The sequence below is a fragment of the Streptomyces jeddahensis genome, assembly GCF_001642995.1.
Taxonomy (GTDB): Bacteria; Actinomycetota; Actinomycetes; order Streptomycetales; family Streptomycetaceae; genus Streptomyces; species Streptomyces jeddahensis.
Genome location: NZ_LOHS01000064.1, coordinates 22,287 through 47,628, shown reverse-complemented (window position 1 = coordinate 47,628; position 25,342 = coordinate 22,287). Strand labels below are relative to the sequence as shown.

Genomic DNA, 25,342 nt, shown 5'->3' with positions numbered 1-25,342 from the left:
GTCGTGGCTGGTCGCGCAGTTCCCCGCGCCCCTTCGGGGCGCTGCCGAACCGCAGCACGCCGCGGGGCGGAGCCCGGTTCCGGCGATCATCGCGTGGCACGCTTGATGCCTCGTCGTCGAGAGCGGTCGGAGCGGCTCCGTGGATCAGTTGGCCCTGCTGTTCTTGCTGTTGCTCGGGGCCGTGGTGAGCGTGCCGTTCGGGGACCGGCTCGGGCTGCCCGCGCCCGTACTGATGACGCTCGGCGGAATCGTTTTGGCACTGGTGCCCAGCGTGCCGAATGTCGACATTCCGCCGGAGCTGATCCTGCCCGCCGTGCTGCCGCCGCTGCTCTACGCCTCCGCACAGCGCACCTCCTGGCGGCAGTTCGCGGCCAACAAACGCCCCATCTTCCTGCTGGCCGTGGCCCTCGTGTTCGTGACCACGGCGGCCGTCGCCGCCGTCGCCCATGCCATCGTGCCGGGCCTGCCCATCGCTGCCGCCGTCGCGCTCGGCGCGCTCGTCGCCCCGCCCGACCCGGTCGCGGCGACCGCCGTCGCAGGCCAACTGGGTCTGCCGCGCCGCATGGTGTCGATCCTGGAGGGCGAAGGGCTGTTCAACGACGTGACGGCCATCGTGCTCTACCACGTCGCCATCACCGCGGCCGTCAGCGGTTCCTTCTCGCTGCCGCACGCCGCACTCGAACTGGTGCTCTCCGCCGTCGTCGCCGTCGTCGTCGGCCTTGCGCTCGGCTGGGCCGCCAACAAGCTCATGGGCCTCCTCGGCGACGCCACGCTCCAGGTCGGCCTGACCCTGCTGGTGCCGTTCGTCTCGTACGTCCTCGCCGAGGAGCTTCACGGCTCCGGCGTCCTCGCCGTCCTCACCACGGCCCTGTTCCTTGCCGAATACGCCCTCGACGCCGACGACGTGCTCACCCGCCTCAGCGGGCGCACCTTCTGGAACGTCGTCGACACCCTGGTCACCGGGGCGGCGTTCGGCCTGGTCGGGCTCGAACTGCACAACGCCGTCGGCACCGCGTCGGGCCGATGGGGCGAGATGCTCGGCTGGGCCGCCGCGATCGTCGGCGTCGTGATCCTCGTACGACTGCTGTGGCTGCTGCCGGCGACATGGCTCACCAATCGGCTGCACATGCGCCGCCGCGACGACGAGGACATCCCCGTCAGCCTGCGCGAGACGGTCGTCATGTGGTGGGCCGGAATGCGCGGCGTGGCGTCCGTCGCCCTGGCCCTCGCCATTCCACAGCAGATGAACGACGGTTCGCCCTTCCCGGACCGCGACGAGATCGTGTTCATCGCGTTCGGCGTCATCATGGCCACCCTTGTCCTGCAGGGACTCAGCCTGCCCTGGCTGGTCGGGAAGCTCGGGGTGGAGGCGGACACCGAGGCCGAGAAGGCCCTCGAGAAGAAGCTGGCGGTGCGCGCGGCCCACGCCGCCCGCCAGCGGCTGAAGGAGATCCGGGACGTCGAGGAGCTGCCCGAGGAGGTGACCGAACAGCTCCTGCGCCGCGCGCTCGACATCGGACTGCGGATCAGCCCCGACATCGGCGACGAGGAACGGCGCGAGGCACAGGCCCACCGCGTGGAGCGGATCAGACGCATCCGGCGCATCCAGGGCGAGATGCTCTCCGCCGCGCGCCACGAGGTGCTCTCCGCGCGCAGCGAGCCGGGCGCCGATCCGGAGATCGTCGACCGCGTGCTGCGCCACCTGGACGTGCGCAGCCTGAGGTGAGACGGCGCGCCCACGGAGACCGGCACCCGTGTGAACTGTCGGGTGAACCCGCCCACTTGGCCCACCAGGCCGCGGGTGACACAGAATCCCGAGGTAACGTCGCCGCATGACGCGGAACGTGGTGATCAGCGGTGGCGGTACGGGTATCGGGCTCGCGGCGGCGCTCGCCTTCGCGGCGGACGCGGACCAGGTGCTGCTGCTCGGGCGCCGCGCCGAGGTGCTGGAGAAGGCCGGGGTGCCGGGCGCCCTGACGTACGCCGCCGACCTGACCAAAGTCGAGGACGTGCGCGGAGTCGCGGAATTCGTGGCGGCCGAGCTCGGCACCGTGGACGTGCTGATCCACAGTGCCGGTGGCAGCGGGCTGCTGGAACCCGGGCCCGGGACCGAGGCCGGGGACGATCCACTGGCCGCCGTCGCGCACGCCTGGACCGTGGCCTTCCGTCTGAACACGCTCACCGCGGCCCTGCTCACGGAGGCACTCAGCGACCGGCTCGCCTCGCCCGGCGGCCGGGTGCTGTTCCTCAGCTCCATCGCCGCCTACCGCGGCTCGGGCTCGGGCGCCTACGCGGCGTCCAAGGCCGCCCTCCACCCGTACGCCTTCGATCTGGCCCGCAGGCTCGGGCCGCGGGGCATCACGGTCAATGTCGTCGCCCCCGGCTACATCGAGGACACCGACTTCTTCGGGGACCGCATGACCGAGGAGCGGCGGCAGCAGTTGATCGCCGAGACCTCCACCGGGCGGGCCGGGACGCCGGGGGACGTCGCCGCCACGCTGCACTGGCTGGCGTCGCCGTCCGCCAGTCACATCACCGCGCAGGTGGTGCAGGTCAACGGCGGTGCGGAGCGCGGGCACTGACCGTCCCGCCCCCCGGCTGGTCCTGGTCGGCCTTCGACGGGGCCCCTGGCCCCCGGACCTGGTGCGGGATGGCCGGCGGCAGTGAGGCCTGGGCGGTGGTGACGCGCGGTAGTGCGTACGGGTGTTCCTCCGTCAGCCAGCGGATCAGCTGCTCCCGCACGGTGACCCGCACCGTCCAGATGTCGTCCGGGTCCTTCGCCGTGACCAGGGCCCGTACCTCCATGGTGGTGGGTGTGGTGTCCGTCACGTCCAGGCCCCAGGCGCGGCCGTCCCACGCGGGGCAGGCGCGCACGATCTCCGCGAGCTTCTCGCGCATCTCGGGCACCGGAGCGCGGTGGTCCAGGTGGAAGAAGACCGTGCCGGTCATCTGGGCGCCGCCGCGCGACCAGTTCTCGAACGGCTTGCTGGTGAAGTACGACACCGGCATCGTGATCCGCCGCTCGTCCCAGGTCCGTACGGTCAGGAACGTCAGCGTGATCTCGTCGACCGTGCCCCACTCGCCGTCCACGACGACCGTGTCGCCGAGCCGCACCATGTCGCCGAACGCGATCTGCAGCCCCGCGAAGAGATTGCCCAGCGTGGACTGCGCGGCGATACCGGCGACGATGCCGAGGATGCCCGCCGAGGCGAGCAGCGAGGCCCCCGCCGTGCGCATCGCCGGGAACGTCAGCAGCATCGCGGCGGCAGCCACCACACCGACGACGGCGGAGACCACGCGCTGGATGAGCGTCACCTGCGTACGCACCCTGCGGACCCGCGCGGGATCGCGGCGCGCCGCGGCGTACCGGGCGTACGAGGACTCAACCACCGCCGCCGCGATACGGATCACCAGCCAGGCTGTGGAGCCGATGAGGACCAGGCTCAGGACACGGCCGATCGCCGCCGCATGGTCCTCGGCGATCCTCGCTTGCTCGTACGACCCTCGCAGCAGCCCCGTGCACAGCACGACCTGCAGCGGAAGGCGGCAGCGGCGCAGCAGCCCCCACAGGGGGGTCTCGTTGTGCCGGTCGTCGGCCCGGCGCAGAAGCCGGTCCACCACCCATCCGACGAGGAAGGTGAGCACGACCGAGCCACCGATGACGATCAGCGGACGCAGTACGTTGTCCATGCTTCGACCGTAACCAGTCCCGGCGCCCCCTGAACATGCCGCCTGAGCTGGCACCATGGGCCCATGAACATCATGCTGTTCCACTCGACGTACGGGCTCCGGCCAGCGGTGCGCGCCGCCGCGGACCGGCTGCGCGAGGCAGGGCACGAGGTGTGGACGCCCGATCTCTTCGAGGGCCGCACCTTCGACGACGTCGAGGAGGCAAGGGACTTCAAGGACGAGATTGGCAAGGACGAGCTGCTCAAGCGCGCCGTGCTGGCCTCCGCGCCGTACTCGGAGCGGGGCCTGGTGTACGCGGGGTTCTCGCTCGGAGCCGCCCTGGCCCAGACCCTGGCGCTCGGCGACGAGAAGGCGCGCGGCCTGCTGCTTCTGCACGGCACGTCCGACATCGCCGAGAACGCGTCAGCGGAGGACCTGCCCGTCCAGTTGCACGTCGCCGAGCCCGATCCGTTCGAAACGGACGACTGGCTGAGCGCCTGGTACCTGCGGATGCGCAAGACCGGCGCCGATGTGGAGATCTACCGGTACGCCGGGGCCGGGCACCTCTACACCGACCCCGACCTGCCGGACTACGACGCGGAGGCCGCGGAGTCGACGTGGCGGACCGCGCTGGGGTTCCTGGACAGCTTGTAGTCGCTCCGCCCCCGATTCCCGTTGCTCCGCACCCGATTCCGCGGATCCGCCCCGGAACAGCGAGGCTCAGCGCACCGGCGCGTAGACCCGCTCGACCTTCTGCGTGCCGCTGAGCGTGCGGTACGAACGCTCCCAGGACGCCGTCGCCTGGGGATCGGTGCGGTCGGAGAGCACGTAGTAGTCCATCTGGGAGCGCTCGGCGGTGACATCGAGGACCCCGTAGCCGTGGGAGTCCATGTCCAGCCACTTCACATGGCGGTTGGCGCCCTTGATCGCGGCCTCGGCGGCCAGCGACACCGTGTTCGGCGCGACGTGCAGGATGTCGTCGAGGTTGTCCGAGGTCACGGACGTCACCACGAACTCCGTGGCCGCCGACGCCGAGAGGGGATACGTCGACGCCTTCACCGGCACGTCGTTCGCCCAGGCCATGTGGATGTCGCCGGTCAGGAAGACGGTGTTGGTGATGCCGTTGTCCCGCAGATGCGCGATGAGCTCCCTGCGGTCGTCCGTGTAGCCGTCCCACTGGTCGACGTTGACCGCCAGGCCCTCCTTGGGCAGGCCGAGCAGCTCTGCCAGCGGGCCGAGCAGATCGGCCGGCAGCGAGCCGAAGGCGACGGGCGAGATCATCACCGACGTACCGACGAGCCGCCAGGAGGTGTCCGACGACGCCAGGCCCGACTTCAGCCAGTCGAGCTGGGCGCGGCCGGTGATCGTGCGGTCCGCGTCGTCCACGTCGCCGTTGCCGATCGTCGACTGCTGGGAGCGGAAGGAGCGCAGGTCCAGCAGGTGCAGATCGGCCAGCCTGCCGAAGCGGAGCCTGCGGTAGACGGTGCCCTCGGTGGACGGGCGCACCGGCATCCACTCGAAGTACGCCCGCTTGGCGGCGGCCTGCCGCTCGGCCCAGTCGCCCTCGGTCTCCGGCGTGTGGTTCTGGGCGCCGCCCGACCAGGCGTCGTTGGCGAACTCGTGGTCGTCCCAGATCGCGATGACGGGATGGGCGGCGTGCAGCGCCTGCAGATCCGGGTCGGTCTTGTAGCGGCCGTGCCGGGTGCGGTAGTCGGCGAGCGTGACGATCTCGTGCTGCGGCTCGTGCGTCCGGACGCCGTACTGGGCCGCCGGGTACTCGCCGGTCTTGTACTCGTAGATGTAGTCGCCGAGATGCAGCACTGCGTCCAGGTCGGCGCGGCCGGCAAGGTGGCGGTAGGCGGAGAACCAGCCCGCCTCCCAGTTGGAGCAGGACACGACGCCGAACCGGACGCCGGAGGCGGCGGCGTCGTACGCGGGTGCGGTGCGCGTCCGGCCCACGGGGGAGACGGCGTCGCCCGCGCGGAAGCGGAAGTAATAGACGCTCGCCTGGCGCAAGCCCCTTACATCGGCCTTGACCGTGTGGTCGGAGCCGGCCGTCGCGATGGTCGTGCCCCGGCCCACCACCGTGGTGAACCCCTTGTCCTCGGCTATCTCCCACCTCACCTCGGTGTCCGGGCCCTTGCCGGACCCGGGCACGGCCTCGGGAACCGGGGTGACCCGGGTCCACAGCAGCACGCCGTCGGGCAGCGGATCGCCGGAGGCGACGCCGTGCAGAAAGGCGGGGCCGTCGGCGGCCAGGGCCTCGGGGGCCGCGGCGAGCGGGGCGAGAGCGGCGGTGGCGGCCGCGGCCTTTACGACGGTACGGCGGCGCGGCGCACGGGAGTTGGGGGAGTCCGGAGAGCAATCCAGGGAGCTGAGTCGTCTGGTCACGGCCGATCAGATTACTGATCGGTATGAACGCAGAGCGGGCGAACTCGAAAAGTTCGCCCGCTCTTCCGCCGTGCTTACGGCGATTTTTGCTCAACCACCGGGTCGGCACCGGGATTTTCACCCGGCGATTTCCACCTGGGTGCGGCCACCTGGGTGCGACTGCTCAGCCCTTAAGCGTGCTGTCCGCTCAGGCCTTGAGCGCGTTGTCGATCGCCGTGTTGAACTCGGCGACGGTCATCGGCGCGTTCTGGCCGTCGGAGCCCGTGAGCTTCTTGCCGTCCATGACCAGGCCCGGCGTTCCGGTGATCCCATCCTTGTTCTTGTCGAAGACCTCGGACATGTCCAGCGCCCACTTGTCGAAGGTGCCGTCCTTCACGTCCTTCTGGAACTCCGTGTTGTTCTTGAGCGCGCCCACGGTGTTCGCGATCTTGATCAGGTAGGAGTCGTCCTTGAACTTGTCCTCGGTCTCCTCGGGGTGGTACTTGGCCGAGTAGAGCGCGGTCTTGTAGTCCAGGAAGGCTTCGGGGCTGACGTTGAGGGCGGCCCCGAGCGCGCTGAGCGCGTTCTTCGAGCCCTCGCCCTGGAGGTTGCGGTCGAGGAACGTGGCGCCGATGAACTGGAGCTTGTACTTGCCGTCCTCGACGTCCTTGTGCACCGTCGGGCCGACGGTCTGCTCGAAGCTGGCGCAGACGGGGCAGCGCGGGTCCTCGTACAGCTTGAGGGTCTTCTTCGCCGTGTCCTTGCCGATGATCACGGTGGTGCCGTTCGTGCCGGACGTGTTCGCCGGCTTGACCAGCTTGTCGTCCTTGGCGGCCTCCCAGTAGGAGGGCTTGTTGGCCTGTACGAGGGCGTAGCCGACGCCCCCGGCTATCGCGAGGACGGCGACGGCGGAGCCGGCGACGATGAGCTGCCGCCTCACCTTGTCCTTCTTGGCCTGCCGCTCGCGCTCGGCGCGCAGCCGCTCGCGGGCCGCCGTCTTCGCCGCCTGGCTGTTCCTCTTGCTCATGGTGGTGTTTCTCCGTGTGATGACGTGATGGCGTGACTGCGTACGTCGTGGTACGTCCTGCGTACGCGGGGACTGGGGGGACCGGCCGCTCTGCTCTGACCGCTCTGATCAGACGAGAGCAGGCGAGCGCGGCGGTCCGCGTCGTCCCACGGAGTGGACCAGCAGGCGCGTGCGCGCGGTACGCACCCGGCGCGCGGGCCGCGCCCGGCGGCGCCCCGGTGCCGGACGCGCGGTCACGGCGGCGACAGCGATCAGCAGCGGCCGGAACGTGCACGCCGCCACCGCCCGCAGCAGCTGCTCCAGTGCCCGCTCACCGCGCCGCAGCCACGCGGCCGCCAGCAGGCCGACGCCGACATGGGCGCCGAGCAGCAGCCACGCGGTGGCGGGGTCGGCGTGCGCCAGCAGCGCTGAGGCCCGGCCGGGGTCCCCGCCGGCCACCTGCGCCAGCGGGGTGCCCACGTCGCCGCCGCCGCACAGCAGGTCGAGGCCGACCGAGCGCAGCGGGCCTGCGACCGGGCCGCCCGCCCTGCCGTAGCAGACGTGCTGGCCCGCGGCGAACACCGTGTCGGCGGTCAGCTCCAGCGGGATCAGGAGCGCGGCGATCCGTCCGTACCCGCGCTCACGGCCTGCGAGCGCATAGGCCACGGCGAAGACGGCGGCGGCGATGACGGCGACGGTGGCCAGCGGCAGGGGGGTCCGGGACAGCAGGACATGCGACGCGACGGAGAGCATCACGACGAGTGCCGTGAAGACCACCGCGCGCACGGCTCTGAGCTGGGTCCCGGATATGACGTCCATTGCGCAGGAGTGTGCCATGGGAACGGATAAGCGACCCTTAAAGGGTCCCTGTGAGAGTCCCGACGGCCTCGGAAACGGCTACAGACCGGGAATCCGGCCGTTGCGGAACAGGTCGACGAAGATCTGGTGGTCCGCACGCGCGCGTGCCCCGTAGCTGTGCGCGAAGTCGACCAGCAGGGGCGCGAAGCCCTCCTCGTCGGCGGCGATCGCCGCGTCGATGGCGCGCTCCGTGGAGAAGGGGACCAGGGACTCGCCGGACTGGTCGTCGGCGGCCGAGTGCATCGTGGCCGTGGCCCGGCCCAGGTCGGCGACCACCGCGGCGATCTCCTCCGGGTCGTCGATGTCGGACCAGTCCAGGTCGACCGCGTACGGCGAGACCTCGGCGACCAGCTGTCCTGCGCCGTCCAACTCGGTCCAGCCGAGCCACGGGTCGGCGTGCGCCTGCAGGGCGCGCTGCGAGATCACCGTGCGGTGGCCCTCGTGCTGGAAGTACTCGCGGATCGCCTGGTCGGTGATGTGCCGCGAGACGGCCGGGGTCTGGGCCTGCTTGATGTAGATCACGACATCGTTCTCGAGGGCGTCGCTGTTGCCCTCGAGGAGGATGTTGTACGACGGCAGCCCGGCGGAGCCGATGCCGATGCCGCGGCGGCCGACGACGTCCTTCACGCGGTACGAGTCGGGGCGCGACAGGGACGACTCCGGCAGCGTCTCCAGGTAGCCGTCGAAGGCGGCCAGCACCTTGTAGCGGGTGGCCGCGTCCAGCTCGAGCGAGCCGCCGCCCGGCGCGAAGCGGCGCTCGAAGTCGCGGATCTCGGTCATCGAGTCGAGCAGCCCGAAGCGGGTGAGGGAGCGGGCGTCGCGCAGCGCGTCCAGGAGGGGGCCCTCGGCAGTGTCCAGCGTGAACGGCGGCACCTCGTCGCTCTTGGCGCCGGTTGCCAGGGCGCGGATGCGCTCGCGGTAGGCCGCCGCGAAGACCTGCACCAGTTCGGTGATCTGCTCGTCGCTCAGCGCCTTCGCGTACCCGGTCAGCGCCAGCGAGGCGGCCAGGCGCTTGAGGTCCCAGGTGAACGGGCCCACGTAGGCCTCGTCGAAGTCGTTGACGTTGAAGATCAGGCGGCCCGTGGAGTCCATGTAGGTGCCGAAGTTCTCCGCGTGCAGGTCGCCGTGGATCCACACGCGCGCGGTGCGGTCGTCCAGGTACGGGCCGCCGTGCTTCTCGGCTTCCAGGTCGTGGTAGAAGAGGCAGGCCGTGCCGCGGTAGAAGGCGAAGGCGGACGCCGCCATCTTCCGGAACTTCACGCGGAACGCCGCGGGATCGGCGGCCAGCAGCTCGCCGAAGGCGGTCTCGAAGACGGCAAGGATCTCGTCGCCGCGCTGCTCGGCGCTGGGCTGCGGGACCGACATCGCTGGGTGCCTCCTGGTACGGCTGGTGTCCGTGGTGTCTGGGGGACGGCGTTCCGTCCCCTTCCAACGGACGACAGTACGCGGGAGTGCCCGGCCTGTGGCCGCTGCGGCGATACGCGGGCGTGCCAGGAGGATGAACTGCTGGCGTGCCCTGCGTGTGTCTCGCTGCGGCACGCGCGCGTGCCCGGTCGCGGGGCTCGGATCGCGGCGCTCGTGTCCGTGGAGTGCCCTCGCCTGTCGGTGCCCGGGCATAGACTTCGAGGCTGTCCCCGGACTGTCGCCCACCCGTCACCCGACCACCACCCCTGATCGAGGCGCTTTGCGCCGCCGTAACATCGCCCTGGAGGCCAGACCGTGTCGAAGCCGCCGTTCACGCACCTGCACGTGCACACCCAGTACTCGCTGCTGGACGGTGCGGCGCGGCTCAAGGACATGTTCAACGCGTGCAACGAGATGGGCATGACCCATATCGCCATGTCCGACCACGGCAACCTCCACGGCGCGTACGACTTCTTCCACTCCGCGAAGAAGGCCGGAGTCGTCCCGATCATCGGGATCGAGGCGTATGTCGCGCCGGAGTCCCGGCGCAACAAGCGCAAGATCCAGTGGGGCCAGCCGCACCAGAAGAAGGACGACGTGTCCGGTTCGGGTGGTTACACCCACAAGACGATCTGGGCGGCGAACGCGACCGGTCTGCACAACCTCTTCCGGCTCTCCTCCGACGCGTACAAGGAGGGCTGGCTCCAGAAGTGGCCGCGTATGGACAAGGAGACCATCTCCCAGTGGTCGGAGGGGCTCATCGCGTCCACCGGCTGCCCGTCGGGCGAGCTCCAGACCCGGCTGCGCCTCGGCCAGTTCGACGAGGCCCTGAAGTCGGCCGCCGAGTACCAGGACATCTTCGGCAAGGACCGGTACTTCCTGGAGCTGATGGACCACGGCATCGAGATCGAGCGCCGGGTCCGGGACGGTCTGCTGGAGATCGGCAAGAAGCTGGGCATCCCGCCGCTGGTCACCAACGACTCGCACTACACGTACGCGCACGAGGCGGGCGCACACGACGCGCTGCTGTGCATCCAGACCGGCAAGAACCTCTCCGACCCGGACCGCTTCAAGTTCGACGGCACCGGCTACTACCTGAAGTCGACCGAGGAGATGTACGCCATCGACTCCTCGGACGCCTGGCAGGAGGGCTGCCGCAACACGTTGCTGGTCGCGGAGCAGGTCGACACCACCGGGATGTTCGAGAAGCGCGACCTGATGCCCAAGTTCGACATCCCGGAGGGCTACACCGAGGTCACGTGGTTCCAGGAGGAGGTGCGTCGTGGCATGGCGCGCCGCTTCCCCGGAGGCATCCCCGAGGACCGCCAGAAGCTGGTGGAGTACGAGATGGACGTCATCATCCAGATGGGGTTCCCGGGCTACTTCCTCGTGGTCGCCGACTTCATCATGTGGGCCAAGAACAACGGCATCGCGGTGGGCCCGGGCCGTGGTTCGGCGGCCGGCTCGATCGTGGCGTACGCGCTGGGCATCACCGACCTCGACCCGGTCCCGCACGGCCTGATCTTCGAGCGGTTCCTGAACCCCGAGCGCGTGTCGATGCCCGACGTCGACATCGACTTCGACGAGCGTCGGCGCGTCGAAGTGATCAGGTATGTGACGGAGAAGTACGGCGCCGACAAGGTCGCCATGATCGGTACGTACGGCACCATCAAGGCCAAGAACGCGATCAAGGACTCCGCGCGCGTCCTGGGCTACCCGTACGCGATGGGCGACCGCCTCACCAAGGCCATGCCCGCCGACGTCCTCGGCAAGGGCATCCCGCTCTCCGGCATCACCGACCCGAACCACCCCCGGTACTCGGAGGCGGCCGAGATCCGCGGGATGTACGAGAACGAGCCGGACGTGAAGAAGGTCATCGACACCGCAAAGGGCGTCGAGGGCCTGGTCCGGCAGATGGGCGTGCACGCGGCCGGCGTGATCATGTCCAGCGAGACCATTACCGACCATGTCCCGGTGTGGGTGAGGCACACCGACGGCGTGACGATCACACAGTGGGACTACCCGAGCTGTGAGTCGCTCGGCCTGCTGAAGATGGACTTCCTGGGCCTGCGCAACCTCACGATCATGGACGACGCCGTCAAGATGGTGAAGTCCAACAAGGGCATCGACATCGATCTGCTGAGCCTCCCGCTCGACGATCCGACGACGTTCGAGCTGCTCCAGCGCGGCGACACCCTCGGCGTCTTCCAGTTCGACGGCGGGCCCATGCGCTCACTGCTGCGCCTGATGAAGCCCGACAACTTCGAAGACATCTCCGCCGTGTCGGCCCTGTACCGGCCGGGCCCGATGGGCATGAACTCCCATACGAACTACGCGCTGCGCAAGAACGGGCAGCAGGAGATCACGCCGATCCACCCCGAGCTGGAGGCGCCGCTCAAGGAGGTCCTGGACGTCACCTACGGCCTGATCGTCTATCAGGAGCAGGTGCAGAAGGCCGCCCAGATCATCGCCGGCTACTCGCTCGGCGAGGCCGACATCCTCCGCCGCGTGATGGGCAAGAAGAAGCCCGAGGAGCTGGAGAAGAACTTCGTCATCTTCCAGGAGGGCGCGCGGAAGAACGGCTACAGCGACGCGGCGATCCAGGCGCTGTGGGACGTGCTGGTCCCCTTCGCCGGATACGCGTTCAACAAGGCGCACTCCGCGGCGTACGGCCTCGTGTCGTACTGGACCGCGTATCTGAAGGCGAACCACCCCGCCGAGTACATGGCGGCGCTGCTCACGTCCGTCAAGGACGACAAGGACAAGTCGGCCGTCTATCTCAACGAGTGCCGCCGCATGGGCATCAAGGTGCTGCCGCCCAATGTGAACGAGTCCGAGCACAACTTCGCCGCGCAGGGCGACGACGTGATCCTCTTCGGCCTCTCCGCGGTGCGCAACGTCGGCACCAACGTGGTCGAGTCGATCATCCGCTGCCGCAAGGCCAAGGGGAAGTACACGTCGTTCCCCGACTACCTCGACAAGGTCGAGGCGGTCGTCTGCAACAAGCGCACCACCGAATCGCTCATCAAGGCAGGCGCGTTCGACACCCTCGGGCACACCCGCAAGGGCCTCACCGCGCAGTACGATCCGATGATCGACAACGTGGTGGCGGTCAAACGCAAGGAGGCCGAGGGGCAGTTCGACCTCTTCGGTGGCATGGACGAGGGCACCGACGAGCCCGGGTTCGGGCTCGACGTCACCTTCTCCGAGGAGGAGTGGGACAAGACGTACCTGCTGGCCCAGGAGCGCGAGATGCTCGGCCTCTACGTCTCCGACCACCCGCTCTTCGGGATCGAGCACATCCTGTCCGACAAGACCGACGCGGCCATCTCCCAGCTCACCGGCGGCGAGCACGCCGACGGCGCAGTGGTCACCATCGGCGGCATCATCTCCGGCCTGCAGCGCAAGATGACCAAGCAGGGCAACGCCTGGGCGATCGCGACCGTGGAGGACCTCGCCGGCTCCATCGAGTGCATGTTCTTCCCGGCCACGTACCAGCTGGTGTCCACCCAACTCGTCGAGGACGCCGTCGTGTTCGTCAAGGGACGCCTCGACAAGCGTGAGGACGTGCCGCGGCTGGTCGCCATGGAGCTGATGGTCCCGGACCTGTCCAACGCGGGCTCCAACGCCCCGGTGGTCATCACCATTCCGACCACGCGCGTGACCCCGCCGATGGTCAGCCGCCTCGGCGAGATCCTCAGCCACCACAAGGGCAACAGCGAGGTGCGGATCAAGCTGCAGGGCGCCCACAAGACGACGGTGCTGCGGCTCGACCGGCACCGGGTCCAGCCGGACCCCGCGCTCTTCGGCGACTTGAAGGTGCTGCTGGGCCCGTCCTGCCTGGCGGGCTGAGGACAGGCACGCCGGCGCAACGACAGTCGAGGGGCGCACCCGCCTTTGGGTGCGCCCCTCGTGGCGTACCTACGGCCGCGTGAGCCTTATGGAAAGGCGTCAGTTGTGGCCGAAGCGACGCTGCTGCTTACGGGCAACATCAGCAGGGTTGCCCTGGGGTATCTCCGAGTGCGCTTCGGTCGCGACCGATTTCGCCTCCTGCGCCGCCTGTTCGGGCTGCGAAGCGCGTCCCTGCTGGGCACCCTGCTTGCGGTTCTTGTTCTTGGCCATGGTGATCAGCCTCCTGTGGGGGATCTAGGGGCCAGGGCCGGGACCAGATTCACATACGATGACAAGCAGCGCATTTCAGAGAATTACCGTGCGTAATAAGGGATGCAGGGAACCGATCCGCCGATACGCCACGCCGAAGATCGAGTTCGGGCCGTTAACACCCGTATGGTCGGGCAGACTCGAAGGAAACCCGAAGCACACCCGCACTCGTCGGTACGTGCGGGCCTCCGAAGACCCTTGAGGGAAACCTCGAGGAAATGCCCAGGGAAAGAGGGTGGATCGCGTGGACCGCTGCGTCGTCCTGGTGGACGCCGGATATCTGCTGGGGGCCGCCGCGAGTCTCCTCGCCGGGGAGCCGTCCCGGTCCCGGATCACCGTCGACCACGCCGCCCTCATCCAGGGGCTGCGCGACCGCGCCGAGTCGGATACGGAGCGGCCGCTGCTGCGCATCTACTGGTTCGACGGCGCCCCCGACCGCGTACCGCAGCCGGAGCACCGCAGGCTGCGCGTGATGCCGCGGGTGACCGTCCGGCTCGGTGCTCTGACCCGCAGCGACGGGCGCTGGGCGCAGAAGGGCGTCGACGCCGCGATGCACGCCGAGCTCACCGAACTGGCGCGCAACCGGGCCTGCTCCGATGTGGTGCTCGTGACCGGCGACGGCGATCTGCTGCCCGGCATGATGGCGGCGAAGGAACACGGGGTCGCCGTGCACCTGTGGGCTGTGCAGGCCGCCGGAAGCGACTACAACCAGTCCGAGGACCTCGTCGCCGAGGCCGACGAGCGGCGCGTCCTCGATCGGGCCTGGATCACCAAGGCCGTACGGGCCAAGGAGCTCGGCGGGATCTGCACGACGCCGCCCGCGCCGCGACCCGAGATCGCCGCGATCCTCTCCGCGCCGCTGCCCGAGTCCGCACTCGCCGCCGCGACCGAGCGGCCCGACGGCGAGCCGTCCGGTGTGCAGCACCCGCCCGCGGCCCGTACGGGCAACGGGACGGGCGAACGCGGCCCGGCGGCCGCCCCCAAGGGGGTTCCCACGCCGAAGGACCTGGCCGCCCTGCGCGGCCCCGGCACGCAGGCGGCACAGCATCCCGCCGGCGCGACGCTGCGCTGGTCGTCCGACAGGGGCTGGGTCGACCGCACCGGGATCGCCGAGCCCCCGGAGGCCGCATCGCTGCCGACGCTCGCGCAGCTCACGACCGCCGAGCAGGGGTGGGCCGACCGCGAGGAGGACATCACGACGGTGGGGGGCGATCCCTACGAGGTGGGGGAGGTCTTCGCCCGGCGCTGGATGGAGCGGCTGCCGGATCAGGGGCATGTGCAGCGGCTGTCCGCCATGTATCCGCGGATTCCGCACCGGATCGACGGGGAGCTGCTGCGGTACGCGGCGCGGTTCGGGCTGCTCGCCCATAAGGATGACCAGATCGATGAGCATGATCGGTATGCGATTCGGGCGGGGTTCTGGCGGGAGGTCGGGGTGCGGACCGCTGCGGAGCATGCTCCCGCGGGGGATTGAGTCTCTGGGTGCCCTCGTGTGTCGGGGTGCCCGGCGTCGGGGTGCCCGGGGGTACGACGGTGTGCCCTGCGTCGGAGGGTCCGCCTGTGCCCACCCGTTCCGCCCCAGCGGAACGATTGCCCACAGGCGGGGGGGCGGCGCGCGGAGCGACTGCCCGCAGGCGGCGCAGGCTCGGGCCCCGGCGCAACCGCCGGGGGCTCGACCACGTAGGCTCGTCCTTCGTGAGTACGCGCACCGCACTGTCAGGACACGGTATCGATGTCGTGTGTGCCGTGCGGGGCCTGGTGAAGACGTATCCCGCGACGCGCGGGCGGCGGGGGGTGCCCGCTACGGCCGAGGTGCGGGCCACCGACGACGTCGACCTCGACATCCGGCGCGGTGAGATCTTCGGGCTGCTCGGGCCGAACGGTGCCGGCAAATCCACCCTCGTACGCCAGCTGACCGGTCTGATGCGGCCCGACGCCGGAAGCATCGGCATCCTCGGGCACGACATCGTGCGCCACCCCGAGCGGGCTGCGCGGATCCTCGCCTACCTCGGGCAGGAGTCCACCGCCCTGGACGAGCTGACGGTGTCGCTGGCCGCCGAGACCACCGGGCGGCTGCGCGGACTCGACGTCCGGCGTGCGCGGGCCGAGCGGGACGCCGTGCTGGACGAGCTCGGGCTCGGCCCCATCGCCGCGCGGCCGCTGAAGAAACTCTCCGGAGGGCAGCGCCGCCTCGCCTGCTTCGCCGCCGCGCTCGTCGGCGAGCGCCCCCTCCTCGTACTCGACGAGCCGACGACCGGCATGGACCCCGTGGCGCGCCGCGCCGTCTGGGGGGCCGTCGACCGGCGCCGCGCCGAGCGCGGCACGACCGTGCTGCTCGTCACCCACAACGTCATCGAGGCCGAAACGGTCCTCGACCGGGTCGCGGTCCTCGACCGCGGCCGCGTCATCGCCTGCGACACCCCCGCGGGGCTGAAGGAGAAGGTCGCCGGGGCGGTACGGGTGGAGCTCGTGTGGCGGGAGCAGGCGCCGCTCGACGTGCCGGAGGTCGCCGCGCTGCGCGGCTCCGCCGTCGAGTCCGGCCGCCGCTGGACGCTGCGTCTGGCCCCGGACGAGGCCCGTGCCGCGGTCGCCGCGGTGACCGGCGGCGCCGCCTTCGCGGCCCTCGACGACTTCACGCTCGCCACGCCGAGCCTGGAGGACGTCTACCTCGCCCTCGGCGGCAGCGAGAACAGCGTGAAGGGCCTGGTGAAGTCATGACCCCCGCCCACGGTGCGACCTCGGCCCTGACCTCGGTCGCCGACGCACATGGCGCGTGCGGGCGCGTCCACGGCCCGGACAGGAGTGGTGTGCGATGAGTGCCGTGCCCTTGGAGGCCCCCGTTCACGCGGGCGGCGGTGGCGCCGGCGGCGGAGAGGCCGTCCACGGTGCCGCCGTGCTCGCACCCCGCGCCCGCCTGTTCCCCGCGCTCGCGGCCGTATACAGAGCGCAGCTCTCCCGGGCGCGGGTCGCCCGCATCCCGCTGCTGTTCGTGGCCACGTTCCAGTCCATCGGAATCATGATCCTGATGCGGGGCGTCGTCGACGGCGGGGGAGAGGCGCGGGCCGTCGTGGCCGGGTCGTCCGTCCTGGTCGTCGCGTTCGTCGCACTGAACCTGCTCGCCCAGTACTTCGGGCAGCTCAGGGCGGACGGCGGGCTCGACCACTACGCCACGCTGCCGGTGCCGCCCGCCGCCGTCGTCCTGGGCGCCGCGGCCGCGTACGCCTCCTTCACCGTGCCGGGCACGGTCGTCACGGCCGTCGTCGGCTGCACCCTCTTCCAGCTGCCGCTCGCGCACCTGTGGGTGCTGGTCGCGGTGATCCCGCTCGCGGGCGCCGCACTCGCCGGGCTCGGCGCCGCCCTCGGGCTGCTCGCGCCGCGGCCCGAACTCGCCACGCTGCTCGGCCAGCTCGGCATGTCCGCCGCGCTGCTGCTCGGCGTGCTGCCGCCGGACCGGCTGCCGTCCGTCGTGCAGTACGCGCGTGACCTGCTGCCCTCCACGTACGGCGTGGAGGCTTTCGCACGCACCTTCGGGCCGCACCCCGACTGGGCCGCCGTGCTCCTCGACCTCGCCGTGTGCGCGGCCGTCGGCGTCGTGTCCCTGACCGTGGCCACCATGGCGTACCGTCGGGCCGCCGTCCGATGACGCGTCCCGCGGCGGGGACTGGCACGATGTCAGGGTGACCGCACCGCTGACACCACCGCCGCATCAACCGCCCGCGCACGGCCCCTGGCAGTCCCCGGCTGCCGGACCCTCGGGACCCGCCGGTCCCGCTGGAGGAGGTGCGGTGCCGCCTGTCGCGTATGCATACGACGAGGACGGGCCCGGCATGAAGACCGAACTGCGGCAGGCCGCCGTGATCACGGTCGCGGTGGCCGTCGGCGGTGTCCTGCTGGGGCTGCTGTGGCTCTGGCTGGCGCCGCGCGTCCCGCTGGTCGCGGACGACAGCGCCGTCTATCTGAAGGACACCGAGGGTGAGCAGGCCATCGGTGTCGACGGCACCTTCACCCTTCTGGCGCTCGCCTTCGGCGCGGTCAGCGGGCTCGTCGTCTTCCTGATACGCAGGCGCGGCGGCATCCCGCTGGTCGTCGGGCTCGCCCTGGGCGGGCTGCTCGGGTCGGTGCTGGCCTGGCGGCTCGGGGTCTGGCTGGGGCCGGCGCAAGATGTAGTGGCGCATGCCAAGGCGGTGGGGAAGGGGGTCACGTTTGATGCGCCGCTGAAGCTGAATGCCAAGGGGGCCCTGCTGGCCTGGCCTGTGGCGGCCATGGCCGTGCATCTCGGGTTGACCGCGTTGTTCGGGCCGCGGGATCCCGAGCCGTACCCGGGCCCGTACGGGGGCGCCGCCGGGGCCTGAGGGGGCACCGCCGTCGTGGTGTTGTGCCCACCCTCCCCCAGCTACCGCTGGGAGGTGCCCCCAGCCCTGCGGAACGCCTGCCCACAACGGTAAGAACGCGTTATGCGCGGCCGATCGGCGCCAGTACCGCGTCCGTCAGCTTCGTCAGGTCGGACGGGGCCAGTTCGATTTCCAGGCCTCGGCGGCCTGCCGAGACGCAGATCGTTTCGTGCTTCTCCGCGGATGCGTCGAGTACGGTGCGCAGCTTCTTGCGCTGGCCGAGGGGTGAGATGCCGCCGCGTACGTAGCCGGTGGTGCGCTCGGCTGCCGCCGGGTCGGCCATCGCGGCGCGCTTGCCCGACACCGCCGACGCCAGCGCCTTGAGGTCGAGCGAGCCGGAGACCGGCACGACGGCGACCGTGAGTTCGCCGTCGACCTCGGCGACCAGCGTCTTGAACACCCGCTCCGGTGACACACCCATGGCCTCGGCCGCCTCCTCGCCGTACGAGGGGTGCGCCGGGTCGTGCTCGTACGCATGCACCGTGAACGACGTGCCCGCGGCGGTGAGGGCCACGGTCGCAGGGGTCCCCCCGGACTGGTTCTGTTTCTTCGACTTCTTCGCCATCCGGCTTCTCGCTTCTCCCCTGCGGCAGTTGGACCTGTGTCGTCGGTCAGTTGAGGCTGGTCGGCGCGCGGGTCAGCTCCGTGGCGGGCAGCGACGGCAGATTGCGGATGATCGCCGTCTCGGTGCGCAGCAGCCTCAGCTCGTCGCGCAGCCGCGACGACGTGTCCGGCGCCTGCAGCAGCCGCTGCTTCGTCGGGGTGTCGAGCATCGCGGCCGCGGCCACCAGGTACGACACGACCGACGGCTCGTCGGGCAGTTCCGCGCCCGTCGACAGCGACCGCTCGCGCGCCCCGGCCAGCCGCTTCTGGTACGTGCGGAAGGCGCGCAGCACGCCGTCGGCGAGAGCGCCCGCCTCGTCGCCCGGCTCCTCCGGAAGCTCCTCGAGCTCCGCGGTCAGAAACGCCCCGGAGGCGTCGACCGAGCGCAGCCGGACCCGGGTGGTGCCGGTCGCCAGCACCTCGAACGTGCCGTCCTCACGCTCCCGTATGGTCGCCGCGTCCGCGATGCAGCCGACGCCGTGGAACGCCTTCAGCGGGTCGTCGCCGAAGCCCGCGGCGGGGCCGCGTTCGGGCCGCGCCGTCTGGTCGGGCAGGCCGGGCGCGCTGGGCGCCACCTCGTGGCCGTCGCGGATCGCGACGACGGCGAACCTGCGCGGTTCGTCCTCGGGCGTCTTGAGCAGCTCGCGCATCATGGCGCGATAGCGCTCCTCGAAGATGTTCAGCGGCAGGACGAGCCCCGGGAACAGCACCGAGTTCAGGGGGAAGAGCGGGAGCCGGACGGTGGTCACGACGTAAAAGACTAATGGTCGCCGCCTGCTATCGGCCGCCGGTGTCCTCAGCCACGCGGCGGGCGCGCAGCGGCATGGCCGAGGCGACCTCGATGCGAACGCCGTCGCGCAGTTCCAGGAACTGGCCCAGCGGATCGTCCGAGACCCGGTCCCAGGGGAACGAGGTCGCGTACGGCCCGGTCAGCCGCAGCTGCTCCAGGGCATCGGTCCAGCGCTCGAGCCGGACGAGGACGTAGACGAGGAGGTTGCGGACCTCCGCCGGCCAGGGGTCCGCGGCCGCGTACTCGGACGACAGGGCGATCGCGAGGTCGGCGGCGGCGTCGAGACGCTCGCGCGGCACCAGCCGGGCGAAACCCGCCGGGCCGCCGCCCGGGTCGCTCGTCAGATACGCGAAGGCGGCGCGTGCGGGAAGCGCCTGCACCAGGGAGCCCGGGAGTGCGTCCTGGGCGGCGCGCTCGGCGAAGTCGAAGCACTCGCGGTGCGAGCCGTACCAGGCGGCCGACAGGTACTTGAGCGCTGCCACATGGCAGCCGTAGTGGTGCGGCGAGCGGCGCACCGCCTCCGTCCACAGCTCCTCGAAGACGGTGTGCGGGGCGTTGGTGCCGCGGGCGTGGTCCAGGGCGATGCGCCACGGCACCGGGTCGCGGGGGTCGCCGTCCGCGGCCGCCGCGATCAGCGGGCTCACCTCGCGCAGCAGCTCGGCGCGGGCCGGGGACTCCCAGCCGCGGACGACGGCCAGCTGTGCCTTCACCAGCAGGGCGTCCGGGTCGTGCGGGGCGGCGAACTGCCAGTACGCGAACCACTCGGGGCGGGACTGCGCGAAGCCCGCCAGACGCATCACGTACCGGTCGCGGTTCTCCCATTCGGCGGACTCGCGCGTGGCGGCGAGGAGCTTGGCGGCTAGGTCGTACTCGCCCCGGCCCGCGGCGACGAGAGCGGGCGCGAGGCGGTCGTCGGGCGCGTCGAGGAGCACCTCGTCGTCGGGGGGAAGTCCCGCGGCGAGGCGCGGGGTGTGCCTGGCCATCCGCGCGGCGCGGAACAGGGCATCCAGCAGGGCCATGGGTGGGGGCTCGCCCTCCTGGGGTCGCTCGATTGATGGTTGCGGTGGAGAGACCGCTGAACTGCAGAGATGGTTGCCTGCGCGAGATAACGGTTCAGCAATCTGCGCGGCTGTCGCGTGACGGTTCAGCCTCTGCGCAGTAGTCGCGTGACGGTTCAGCTTCTGCGCAGCAGCCGCGTCGCCCCCGCCGCCACCGTCGTCGCCAGGATCCAGCCCACGATGATCAGCCCCGCTGCGGCCCACTGCCAGCCGCCGTGCAGTTTCCAGTAGCCGTCCTGGCCGAGATCGATGACGGGCAGCAGCAGGTCCAGCGCGAACAGCGAGGCGTTCCACTCGGGGTGCTCGCCGCCGCCCTTGAGAGGCGGGTGGTCGGCGTGCGAGAAGGCCACCGCGCTCACCGCCCACAGCACGGTCATCCACACGGCGGCCCGCCCCGGCCGGTATCCGTAGGCGACCGTCCAGTCCTGCACGTATCCCCACAGCTTCGCCGCGAGCGGCAGCGTCTCGCGGCGGCGGCGCTGCTTGGCCAGCAGCACCTCGCGGGCGTCGGCGTCCTCACCGCTGTTGCGCAGCACGGTCGCCAGCCGCTCGTACGGCTCCGGGTTGTACTCGGGGGTCGCCGCGGCCAGCCAGTCCAGTCTGCGGGCCAGTGGGAAGCTGCGGCGGGGCACCAGGTTCTCGTATGCGAAGCCGCCCATGGCGAGGCCGCCGGGCCCGGGCCAACTCTCCGCCATGTCCATGAGGTTGACGATCCTCGCCCCCGACAGCACGACCCGGCCCCGCTCCGGCCGCCGGCCGAGGAAGCGCAGCTCGGGCGTCTGGATGCGGCGCAGCGACAGCTCCTGGTCGTGCTCCATGACGAAGCTCGCCTGCTCCAGATCGACGGCGTCGCCGAACCGCCCGTCATCGAGCCGGATTCCGCCCAGGCACTCGAAGTGCTGGACCCGGGTGCCGCGGGCCGGCGTCGTGCCGCTGGTCAGCACCGGATTGCCGAGGCCCGCGGGGGTCAGGTAGAGGGAGCGCTCCACCGTCAGCTGGGGGGCGTTCAGCGCCCTGCGCCCCTCGGGGTTGGCCAGCCGGCTGCCGCGCAGGCTCAGCGAGACGCCGATCTTCGCGCCGCGCAGGCTGAGCTCGCCGTGCGCCTGGAGCATCTCGGCCTGCAGGTCCTGACCCACGGTCAGGCCGTCCGCCATGATGGAGCGCCCACGCCGGTCCCGGTGCACGACCGCCTGGTTGAGCAGCAGGTCCGTGCCGATCTGGGCGTCCGTGAGCCGTATCCCCTTGTGGAAACGGCACCGCGGCAGATGCAGATCGCCCTCCGTGTGCACCCGGGCCGCCTCGAGCCGGGGGATCGAGCAATCGACGAGCCGGACCGTGGTGAAGCGGGCCTCCGGCAGCAGGATCTCCTTCTCGAACCGGCACGCCTTCATCTCGACATACGGGACGACCGTGCCGCCCGCGAGATCCAGCAGGTCCGTGATCTGCACCCCGACCAGCTTCAGCGCGGAGACCCGGCCGGGCAGCGCGGGCGGCCCGTCGAGCAGCAGCCAGCACACGATCCGCGCCCGCACACTGCGCTCCGGGCCCCATGCCGGGCCGCCGTGCGGATCGTCCACCGCCTGGTCGCCGCTGCTGAGGTCGTAGACCGTGCCGCTGCGGAACGCCTGCCACATCCCGCGCTCGACCTCTGTCAGCGCCTCAGGTGGCTCGCCCGTGCCCGTGGTGTCGACCACGTCTCTTCTTCCTCCCCGTATGCCCGTCGCCACATCTACTCGTGGGTTCGTACCACCGGTCATGCCCGCTGGGTGACCGGCTGAACGCGCGGAGTGGCGATTTCGTGTGCGGACACGGAGGGTCTGTGTCCGCTCGCCGCGGTCGCCCGTAGCGCATGCCGCGGACCCTCCGTATCAGCGGATGCGGACGCGCGTATCAGACACTGATACAGACGTCCGGGCGCCGGTCGCGGTCTGAGAGAATTGGCCATGTGATTTCCCGAATCGATCTGCGCGGCGACGCCCTTCCCGAGGGCCCCGCCCTGCGCGACCTGCTGCCCCGAGCCGACTTCGACGTATCGGCCGCCCTCGAGAAGGTGCGCCCGATCTGCGAGGCCGTGCATCATCGGGGCGACGCGGCGCTGATCGACTACGCGGAGATGTTCGACGGCGTACGCCTTGACCAGGTGCGGGTCCCCGCGGCCGCGCTGCAGCGGGCCCTGGACGAGCTGGACCCGGCCGTGCGTGCGGGCCTGGAGGAGTCCATCCGGCGCGCCCGCATCGTCCACCGCGAGCAGCGACGCACCTCGCACACCACGCAGGTCGTGCCCGGCGGCACGGTGACCGAAAAATGGGTGCCGGTCGACCGCGTGGGCCTGTACGCGCCGGGCGGCCGGTCCGTCTACCCGTCGTCCGTGATCATGAACGCGGTCCCGGCGCAGGAGGCCGGCGTCCCGTCCATGGCCCTCGCCTCACCGGCACAGAAGGACTTCGGCGGCCTTCCGCACCCGACGATCCTCGCCGCGTGCGCGCTCCTCGGCATCGACGAGGTGTACGCGGCCGGAGGCGCCACGGCCGTCGCCATGTTCGCGTACGGCACCGAGTCCTGCGCCCCGGCCAACATGGTCACCGGGCCCGGCAACATCTGGGTCGCCGCCGCCAAGCGGTACTTCACGGGACGTATCGGCATCGACGCCGAGGCGGGACCGACCGAGATCGCGATCCTCGCCGACGACACCGCCGACCCGGTGCACATCGCGTCCGACCTGATCAGCCAGGCCGAGCACGACCCGCTCGCGGCCGCCGTCCTCGTCACCGACTCGCCGGACCTCGCCGACGCGGTCGAGAAGGAGCTGAAGCCGCAGGTCGCCGCCACCAAGCACATCGAGGACCGGATCGTCCCGGCCCTCAGCGGCAAGCAGTCCGCGATCGTCCTGGTGGACGGCCTGGAGGAGGGCCTGCGGGTCGTCGACGCGTACGGCGCCGAGCACCTGGAGATCCAGACCGCCGACGCGTCCGCCGTCGCCGACCGGGTCCGCAACGCGGGCGCGATCTTCGTCGGCCCCTGGGCGCCCGTCTCGCTGGGCGACTACTGCGCCGGGTCCAACCACGTCCTGCCCACCGGCGGCTGCGCCTGCCACTCATCGGGCCTGTCCGTGCAGTCGTTCCTGCGTGGCATCCACGTCGTGGACTACACGCGCGACGCCCTCGCCGAGGTCGCGCACCACGTGGTGACCCTGGCCGAGGCGGAGGACCTGCCCGCGCACGGCGCGGCGGTCAAGGCGCGGTTCGGATGGAAGGTCCCGGAGAGCAAGTGAACGACGTGACGCAAGCGAACGACCTGACGATCGACGACCTGCCCATCCGGGACGAACTGCGCGGCAAGTCCCCGTACGGCGCGCCCCAGCTGGACGTGCCCGTCCGGCTGAACACTAACGAGAACCCGTACCCGCTCCCGGAGCCGCTCGTCGAGCGGATCACCGAGCGCGTGCGCGAGGCCGCGCGCAACCTCAACCGCTACCCCGACCGCAACGCCGTCGAGCTGCGCACCGAACTCGCCAAGTACCTGACCAGGACCGGCAAGTACCCGGTCGGCCGCGAGAACGTATGGGCCGCCAACGGCTCCAACGAGGTCATCCAGCAGCTGCTGCAGACCTTCGGCGGACCCGGCCGCACGGCCATCGGCTTCGAACCGTCGTACTCGATGCACGGCCTGATCGCCCGCGGCACGGGCACCGGCTGGATCTCCGGACCGCGCAACGACGACTTCACGATCGACCTGGCGGCCGCCGAGAAGGCCATCGCCGAACACCGGCCGGACGTCGTCTTCATCACCACGCCCAACAACCCGACGGGCAACGCGGTCCCGCCCGAGACGGTCCTCGCGCTGTACGAAGCCGCGCAGGCCGCGAAGGCTGAGACTGCCGGGGCGCTTGTCGTCGTCGACGAGGCGTACATCGAGTTCAGCCACGGCGACTCGCTGCTGCCCCTGCTCGAAGGACGGCCCAACCTCGTCATCTCGCGCACGATGTCCAAGGCGTTCGGCGCGGCCGGGCTGCGCCTCGGCTATCTCGCCGCGCACCGGGCGGTCGTGGACGCGGTCCAGCTCGTACGGCTGCCGTACCACCTGTCGGCCGTCACACAGGCCACCGCGCTCGCCGCGCTCGAGCACACCGACACGCTGCTGAAGTACGTCGAGCAGCTGAAGGCCGAGCGCGACCGCCTGGTCGCCGAGCTGCGCGCGATCGGCTACGAGGTCACCGCGTCCGACGCGAACTTCGTGCAGTTCGGGCGGTTCGACGACGCGCACAAGGCCTGGCAGGAGATCCTCGACCGGGGCGTCCTGGTCCGGGACAACGGCGTACCGGGGTGGCTGCGGGTCACCGCAGGCACCCCGGAAGAGAACGACGCGTTCCTCGACGCGGTTCGTGAGTTGCAGTGTTTTGTGGGGGACACCCCCACGCCCCCGAAGGAGCAGAGCGCATGAGCCGCGTAGGACGCGTGGAGCGGACGACCAAGGAGACCTCGGTCCTCGTCGAGATCGACCTCGACGGCACCGGCAAGACCGACATCGCGACCGGCGTCGGCTTCTACGACCACATGCTCGACCAGCTCGGCCGCCACGGTCTGTTCGATCTGACCGTGAAGACCGACGGCGACCTGCACATCGACTCGCACCACACCATCGAGGACACGGCCCTCGCGCTGGGCGCCGCCTTCAAGCAGGCCCTCGGCGACAAGGTGGGGATCTACCGCTTCGGCAACTGCACGGTGCCGTTGGACGAGTCGCTCGCCCAGGTGACCGTCGACCTCTCCGGCCGCCCGTACCTCGTGCACACCGAGCCCGAGAAGATGGCGCCGATGATCGGCGAGTACGACACGACGATGACCCGGCACATCCTGGAGTCCTTCGTCGCGCAGGCGCAGATCGCCCTGCACGTGCACGTGCCCTACGGGCGCAACGCGCACCACATCGTGGAGTGCCAGTTCAAGGCGCTGGCGCGGGCGCTGCGTTACGCCTCCGAGCGTGACCCGCGCGCCGCCGGCATCCTTCCGTCCACGAAGGGTGCGCTGTAAAG

21 protein-coding genes are annotated in these 25,342 nt (G+C 70.8%); 11 read left to right on the top strand and 10 right to left on the bottom strand.

Translation table 11 applies throughout. The features are described 5' to 3' along the window. The first annotated feature begins 139 nt into the window (after positions 1-139). Both STSP_RS11090 and STSP_RS11085 read left to right on the top strand, forming a co-directional pair. The gene (locus tag STSP_RS11090; protein WP_067275422.1) at positions 140-1,726 is read left to right on the top strand and encodes a Na+/H+ antiporter; all 1,587 of its coding nucleotides are present in this window, start codon (positions 140-142) and stop codon (positions 1,724-1,726) included. A 106-nt stretch (positions 1,727-1,832) separates the two neighbouring features. Continuing rightward, positions 1,833-2,582 carry an SDR family NAD(P)-dependent oxidoreductase gene (locus tag STSP_RS11085; protein ID WP_067275419.1) on the top strand — a complete coding sequence of 250 codons (750 nt, stop codon included), beginning with the start codon at positions 1,833-1,835 and terminating at the stop codon, positions 2,580-2,582. On the opposite strand, the gene STSP_RS11080 is transcribed toward STSP_RS11085, so the two are convergent. Further along, a complete protein-coding gene (locus tag STSP_RS11080) occupies positions 2,554-3,690 on the bottom strand; it encodes a mechanosensitive ion channel family protein (protein WP_067275416.1) in 1,137 nt (378 codons plus the stop codon). The two genes, STSP_RS11085 and STSP_RS11080, sit on opposite strands and share 29 nt — an antisense overlap. Positions 3,691-3,753: 63 nt before the next feature. On the opposite strand from STSP_RS11080, the gene STSP_RS11075 reads away from it, so the two are divergent. After that, positions 3,754-4,323 (top strand): dienelactone hydrolase family protein, encoded by a 570-nt coding sequence (locus STSP_RS11075; RefSeq protein WP_067275415.1) that lies wholly within the window; start codon positions 3,754-3,756, stop codon positions 4,321-4,323. Between the two features lie 66 nt (positions 4,324-4,389). On the opposite strand, the gene STSP_RS11070 is transcribed toward STSP_RS11075, so the two are convergent. From STSP_RS11070 to STSP_RS11055, 4 genes are all read right to left on the bottom strand, one after another. Beyond that, entirely contained in the window at positions 4,390-6,060 is a 1,671-nt protein-coding gene (locus STSP_RS11070) for an alkaline phosphatase D family protein (RefSeq protein ID WP_078067070.1), read from the bottom strand. A gap of 187 nt (positions 6,061-6,247) precedes the next feature. Then, entirely contained in the window at positions 6,248-7,066 is an 819-nt protein-coding gene (locus tag STSP_RS11065; protein WP_067275413.1) for a thioredoxin domain-containing protein, read from the bottom strand. 108 nt (positions 7,067-7,174) lie between these two features. Next, positions 7,175-7,864: a hypothetical protein gene (locus STSP_RS11060; RefSeq protein ID WP_067275411.1), complete on the bottom strand. Its 690-nt coding sequence runs from the start codon at positions 7,862-7,864 to the stop codon at positions 7,175-7,177. A 78-nt stretch (positions 7,865-7,942) separates the two neighbouring features. Further along, on the bottom strand, positions 7,943-9,268 hold the full coding sequence (locus STSP_RS11055) for a DUF2252 domain-containing protein (RefSeq protein ID WP_067275409.1): 1,326 nt from the start codon (positions 9,266-9,268) through the stop codon (positions 7,943-7,945). A gap of 354 nt (positions 9,269-9,622) precedes the next feature. Here STSP_RS11055 and dnaE point away from each other — a divergent pair, with 354 nt between their 5' ends. Continuing rightward, entirely contained in the window at positions 9,623-13,159 is a 3,537-nt protein-coding gene (dnaE, locus tag STSP_RS11050; protein WP_067275406.1) for a DNA polymerase III subunit alpha, read from the top strand. A 99-nt stretch (positions 13,160-13,258) separates the two neighbouring features. Here dnaE and STSP_RS39595 read toward each other — a convergent pair whose 3' ends face one another. Next, positions 13,259-13,429, bottom strand: a complete 171-nt coding sequence (locus STSP_RS39595) for a hypothetical protein (protein WP_198547313.1) — start codon at positions 13,427-13,429, stop codon at positions 13,259-13,261. A 283-nt stretch (positions 13,430-13,712) separates the two neighbouring features. Here STSP_RS39595 and STSP_RS11045 point away from each other — a divergent pair, with 283 nt between their 5' ends. From STSP_RS11045 to STSP_RS11030, 4 genes are all read left to right on the top strand, one after another. Then, the gene (locus tag STSP_RS11045; protein WP_067275405.1) at positions 13,713-14,942 is read left to right on the top strand and encodes an NYN domain-containing protein; all 1,230 of its coding nucleotides are present in this window, start codon (positions 13,713-13,715) and stop codon (positions 14,940-14,942) included. Between the two features lie 263 nt (positions 14,943-15,205). Beyond that, positions 15,206-16,186, top strand: coding sequence for an ABC transporter ATP-binding protein (locus STSP_RS11040; protein WP_067275404.1), 981 nt, complete (start codon positions 15,206-15,208; stop codon positions 16,184-16,186). 94 nt (positions 16,187-16,280) lie between these two features. Further along, positions 16,281-17,111 (top strand): ABC transporter permease, encoded by an 831-nt coding sequence (locus STSP_RS11035; RefSeq protein ID WP_078067069.1) that lies wholly within the window; start codon positions 16,281-16,283, stop codon positions 17,109-17,111. A gap of 34 nt (positions 17,112-17,145) precedes the next feature. After that, positions 17,146-17,820 (top strand): hypothetical protein, encoded by a 675-nt coding sequence (locus STSP_RS11030; RefSeq protein WP_067275403.1) that lies wholly within the window; start codon positions 17,146-17,148, stop codon positions 17,818-17,820. Positions 17,821-17,920: 100 nt separating this feature from the next. Here STSP_RS11030 and ybaK read toward each other — a convergent pair whose 3' ends face one another. The 4 genes from ybaK to STSP_RS11010 form a co-directional block, all read right to left on the bottom strand. Then, complete coding sequence (gene ybaK / locus STSP_RS11025) at positions 17,921-18,424, bottom strand: Cys-tRNA(Pro) deacylase (RefSeq protein WP_067275401.1); 504 nt, start codon at positions 18,422-18,424, stop codon at positions 17,921-17,923. 46 nt (positions 18,425-18,470) lie between these two features. Next, complete coding sequence (locus tag STSP_RS11020) at positions 18,471-19,211, bottom strand: LON peptidase substrate-binding domain-containing protein (RefSeq protein WP_067275398.1); 741 nt, start codon at positions 19,209-19,211, stop codon at positions 18,471-18,473. A 28-nt stretch (positions 19,212-19,239) separates the two neighbouring features. Continuing rightward, positions 19,240-20,271, bottom strand: a complete 1,032-nt coding sequence (locus STSP_RS11015) for a hypothetical protein (protein WP_067275396.1) — start codon at positions 20,269-20,271, stop codon at positions 19,240-19,242. 155 nt (positions 20,272-20,426) lie between these two features. Next, complete coding sequence (locus STSP_RS11010) at positions 20,427-21,944, bottom strand: oxidoreductase (RefSeq protein WP_232789589.1); 1,518 nt, start codon at positions 21,942-21,944, stop codon at positions 20,427-20,429. A 311-nt stretch (positions 21,945-22,255) separates the two neighbouring features. Between STSP_RS11010 and hisD the strand changes: the two genes are divergently transcribed. From hisD to hisB, 3 genes are read left to right on the top strand one after another with little or no spacing between them, the layout of a single operon-like run. Beyond that, positions 22,256-23,581, top strand: coding sequence for a histidinol dehydrogenase (gene hisD / locus STSP_RS11005; RefSeq protein WP_067275391.1), 1,326 nt, complete (start codon positions 22,256-22,258; stop codon positions 23,579-23,581). Positions 23,582-23,586: 5 nt separating this feature from the next. After that, positions 23,587-24,750, top strand: a complete 1,164-nt coding sequence (locus STSP_RS11000) for a histidinol-phosphate transaminase (RefSeq protein ID WP_408646260.1) — start codon at positions 23,587-23,589, stop codon at positions 24,748-24,750. Next, positions 24,747-25,340 (top strand): imidazoleglycerol-phosphate dehydratase HisB, encoded by a 594-nt coding sequence (hisB, locus tag STSP_RS10995; RefSeq protein ID WP_019328035.1) that lies wholly within the window; start codon positions 24,747-24,749, stop codon positions 25,338-25,340. The genes STSP_RS11000 and hisB overlap by 4 nt, the downstream gene beginning before the upstream one ends. Positions 25,341-25,342 lie beyond the last annotated feature (2 nt).